4 protein-coding genes are annotated in these 4,070 nt (G+C 63.3%); 1 reads left to right on the forward strand and 3 read right to left on the reverse strand.

The genetic code is table 11. From position 1 onward, the window contains the following. Nucleotides 1-62: 62 nt before the first annotated feature. On the reverse strand, nucleotides 63-818 hold the full coding sequence (locus ACFQ24_RS04275) for a transglycosylase SLT domain-containing protein (protein ID WP_380909243.1): 756 nt from the start codon (nucleotides 816-818) through the stop codon (nucleotides 63-65). Between the two features lie 106 nt (nucleotides 819-924). Here ACFQ24_RS04275 and ACFQ24_RS04280 point away from each other — a divergent pair, with 106 nt between their 5' ends. Next, nucleotides 925-2,205, forward strand: a complete 1,281-nt coding sequence (locus tag ACFQ24_RS04280) for a hypothetical protein (protein WP_037448048.1) — start codon at nucleotides 925-927, stop codon at nucleotides 2,203-2,205. Nucleotides 2,206-2,209: 4 nt separating this feature from the next. Here ACFQ24_RS04280 and ACFQ24_RS04285 read toward each other — a convergent pair whose 3' ends face one another. Both ACFQ24_RS04285 and ACFQ24_RS04290 read right to left on the reverse strand, forming a co-directional pair. Then, the gene (locus ACFQ24_RS04285; RefSeq protein ID WP_037448046.1) at nucleotides 2,210-2,479 is read right to left on the reverse strand and encodes a hypothetical protein; all 270 of its coding nucleotides are present in this window, start codon (nucleotides 2,477-2,479) and stop codon (nucleotides 2,210-2,212) included. Nucleotides 2,480-2,591: 112 nt separating this feature from the next. Continuing rightward, the gene (locus ACFQ24_RS04290) at nucleotides 2,592-3,362 is read right to left on the reverse strand and encodes a PepSY domain-containing protein (protein ID WP_331710031.1); all 771 of its coding nucleotides are present in this window, start codon (nucleotides 3,360-3,362) and stop codon (nucleotides 2,592-2,594) included. Nucleotides 3,363-4,070: the final 708 nt, after the last annotated feature.

Genomic DNA, 4,070 nt, shown 5'->3' on the forward strand with positions numbered 1-4,070 from the left:
CCGGCCGGGCTACGCCCGACCTCCACCGCACCCAGCGCAGGGCGCTCCCCACAACCGTCCGCCTAATCTCGAAAAGGGGGTCCCTCTTCGACGCCGATACGGGGTCCCGTTTGCGCGCCGTTTGACAGATTCTGCTCCACATCATAGCGGTTGACGCCTAGACCGGCCGCTGTGTCCGGCATCAGCTGGGTCAAGCCGAACGCATTCTTCGGGGAGTAGATCGCCGCGTTATAGCGACTTTCCCGAATGATCATGGCGTCGAAGAGGCCCACCGGAATGCCGTATTGGCAAGCGATGTTCGCCATCAGCCTATAATAGCCTCGGCGCCGGTACTCGGCGTGGCCCGTAAGAAGCCCGCTCGGCCGATACTCGGTGGGAGCGCACCCCGGCACATAGGTAGCGGACGCTGCGGCGAAGACGCTGCCGCCTCTCATCCATGTGGGTATCGGAATCGCTGAGACGGGCGCCACCGACGCGCCAGAGAATGGAACCTGAGGCTGGGCCGCCCCCACCGGAGCGAACGAATCCTCAGAAGCGCCGGCTGCTACGCCCGGTAGATGGGTGAATGCGCTGGCCATCTGGTACTCGACCCAACGCCGGCTGAGATCGTGGACGCGAAAGCCGGCCGTCGGCGGTGAGGCCTCCGACGTCGACGGAGTCGGCTTCCCATCGACAGGGCCTATCGGGTTCCCGGTGCCGCGCGCGGCGTCCGACATGGAGATCACCAGGGCGGCCCTGATTGGCTTCGACGGCTGCGCGACGGCCCCGCTGGCTGCCACCAGGCCCATGGCCGAACCGATCAACGTCAAAGCTCGCATCAGCTGCTCCCACTCCGAATAATGAAAGTGAGATCGAGTAGTTTAGAGTTGTCAATCCGCCCGAGGTGCCAAAGACTGTGATCTTCGACGCCGTGGAACCCATTTGATGTGGCTCATCGATCGCGAAACGAACGGCGTGGGTGGACGCCGAATCCCTCTTCCACACCCACTGCGCGAAGCGCTGGTCCGCTGGTACACAGGGAGCGGCAGCCGCGCCGATGAGGATGCGGGCATCACCCTTGTCCAGAACGCGCGTATCGGCGCAAAATGGATCGCTTGCGACTGCCTTGCCGCCGGAGAGCCTCCACCGATCCTGACGCCGGCATTTCTGTCGGAGGCCGAAACCTATTATCTGCGCCGGCTGACGAGCGCCAAGCGGCCTGAGCATCGCGAGGATTGCCCATTCTTCCGTGATCAGATCACCCACAGGCTCTCCGAGATTCGCACGCGCGAGACTCCGGCAAACCCGCCCGAGGGCTACTTCGAAGTGCTGAGGCCCGCCCCGGAGAAGCTCGCTCAACGGCCGGAGGATGATGCGACTGATGATCGAACCCGCCATGCGTCGGTGCCGCGCCTCGCCCGCCTCCTGTGGCGGCTGATCGACATCGCCGGCACGAACCGCATCCCGCCGCTCGCCGATGAGGTCGAGCCGGCGTCAATTAAGGCTGAGTTCGACGCGCTGACCCGCGCTGCCGCCAAGATCGAGATCGCACCCAGTATAGAGCTAAGCCGCGCTTTCTGGACCCATGCCGATGCGCTGCACAGCCGCCGTGCGTATGCTGCACTTCGCCAGCTCGCGAGGCGATGGCCGCGAGGCCATGCACCACAAGGCTTCCTCGCCGTCTTTTCGCCGGCCATCCGCGGCCACGTCATCGAGGTCGCGGGTGCTCAGGAATTGCGGGTCGCAAACAGGGTGCAGTCATTCTCTTTCGCCGGAAAACCGGTGAAGGGGCCGTTCCTGGTAATGATCGTCGCAGGCGAGTATCCGGAAGCGCACGGCTACGCACCATTGCGCGCATTTGCCCAACCGATTTATTCGGGCCGTCGCTTCATCCCGGTCAATTCCGAGTTCGAGCGAGACGTTCTGCGCGCGCTTCTGGAAGCGAGGCGCGAGCTAGCCGAGGAGGGCCTTGATATCTTTGTCGAGAAGCCCGTCTTTGATCACCTCACTCCCGCCGGCCCCTGCCGCCCCGACTTCCTGATCGAAGCGCGTTCAGGCACGACCGGCGAGATCAGGCAATTGATCTTGGAGGTGCTGGAGTTCGGCGAGCCCGAGGTCCACCAACGCGAAAGGCTTCGGCGAGTAGCGCCACTGTTGACTGTCACCCCGGCCGACCGCAACGCGGCGCACCTGGTAGCCCGACTCTCAGACGCCTTCGCCCTTTAAACGATCAGCTCCACCTCAACGTGAATCCGAACGAACTGACGATCGCGAGCGTCACGGGCGTCGAAAGCAGATAAAGCTTCTGCCACCGCCACCAGGATTTGGGGAGGAACAGCGCCACATCCTTGGCGCTGCGAAGCTGCGCCCAGGCCTTCTCGCGCCAGAGGCGACAGGCGAGAACAAGGATCGCCAAGGCCATTGCGATCGCGCAGCACAGAGCGGTCGCAGTATAAAGCGCCATCCAGTTGATCATTTCAGCATCGCTCAGATGCGCCATGGTCTACCCCATCGCTGCCAAACGAAGTCTCGCCTGTTCAACTGCGTTCCAACCCGCCGCGCGACTTATCACTTTTCTTTATCATCATGCTTCTCCGGTTTCTGCCGGTCCGCTAGCCTGACGCGCTTGACCGACGCCGCTTCGGCCAACGCATGCAAAGAAGCACGGCCCCGCCAAGCCAAAGTCCGAGGCCGCCGAGCGCAAACCCTAGAAGCCATGGCGTGTTGAAGTCCTCGTGATTCTTCCAATCCATGATGTGAAGGCTCCAGAAGAAGTCATAAAGCCGCCACGTGCCTGTCCTCACCGCCGCAATCCGGCCGGTATCGGCCGCCACGAAGATCCGAGTGGAGTCCGGATCGGCGAACGTCACACGCCAGGCGGGAAGCGTGCCGCGATATTCGGGACTGGCGCGATCGATCAGTTCCACGTTCACACTTGGGTGATCGTTGCTCCGCCAGGCGGCCCTCGCTACCGCTTGGGCTTGCGCCGCAGTTGGGGCGGGCAACAGTGCGCCCGTTCTCGCGTCGAACAGCCGCGTCCCTCGGGCCGTTGTCGCCTCAGCGACCGGGCGGCCAAGCCACATGCGATAGCTCACGGTCTCGATCCGCGTCCCGGTCGCCGCGACGATCACTGATGGTGGGACGAGCGCCACGCCGCGAGGCAAGGGCGCCACGGCTTTGCGGTCCACAAGGTGATCGCCATGCACTCGATCGATGGGCAAGAAGCTCATCAACGCGCCGCTCGCGAACCACAAAAGAAGCTGCGCGCCGACAATGATCGCGAGCCACTTGTGAGTGCGGCTCGCGAGAAGGTGCAGCCGAAGTTTGGTGCTTCTCAGGGTCGAATCTCCATCCTTGCGTGTCTCATTTCGTGCCTGCCAGATTCTTCATCATCCCGCGTGGCCGACAGGTGCGCCCGCGACCAGCGCTTGTACGGCTCAGCCGTCATCCCCGAGAGTTAGCGCACGAACGCCACCGTGTCCCAGACAGGGGATCCGGTGCGTCTTGCCCCCCGCCGGCTCGGCCGTCAGCTTACACCATGCTTGATAATCCAGGGCTGCTGAGCGGGCGTGAGGCGTTGCGCCACCCCTCGCCAGTTCGGGGCTTGCCGTTAAGGGCCTTGGCTCACCTCCGATTCCTCCGCGCCGGGGCGATAGATGACAGCCGCTGCACATCTCTCCATAGAGGCCGACACCGACTGACACCCGTTGCGCCGACGCAAAATCCGGCCTCGCCCTTGGCAATCAGCCCGCTGGCACGGCGGTCGAACAGGTCAGTTGCTTGTCCGGCTTACAGATAGCGCCCGATCGCACTGCCCGGGCTCGGTCACGTCCTGAACTTCGGTGACGTTCAGGACGTGGCTGCGATCTCGATCGGTGGGCGGCCCAGCTTTTCGAGGGCGATCGCGTGACGGGCTAACCAACGACGGGATCTTTGACCCACCCCAAGGCATCGTGCAGCTCTGAGAGCCCGATCCAAAAGTTGTTGAGCAATACCAGCATGTTATGATTCACGCCGTCCTTGCGAGAGATGGAGTGATCAATGGCATGGACTGGCATTGCTCGAGATGAGCATAGCCGCAAAGGACTGCG

Source organism: Sphingobium olei (assembly GCF_042678845.1).
In the GTDB taxonomy this organism is placed as follows: domain Bacteria; phylum Pseudomonadota; class Alphaproteobacteria; order Sphingomonadales; family Sphingomonadaceae; genus Sphingobium; species Sphingobium olei.

Bases quoted from the DNA above. Each gene is read 5' to 3' on its own strand.
- ACFQ24_RS04275 (WP_380909243.1), bottom strand. From the start codon at position 818: ATGCGAGCTTTGACGTTGATCGGTTCGGCCATGGGCCTGGTGGCAGCC.
- ACFQ24_RS04280 (WP_037448048.1), top strand. From the start codon at position 925: ATGTGGCTCATCGATCGCGAAACGAACGGCGTGGGTGGACGCCGAATC.
- ACFQ24_RS04285 (WP_037448046.1), bottom strand. From the start codon at position 2,479: ATGGCGCATCTGAGCGATGCTGAAATGATCAACTGGATGGCGCTTTAT.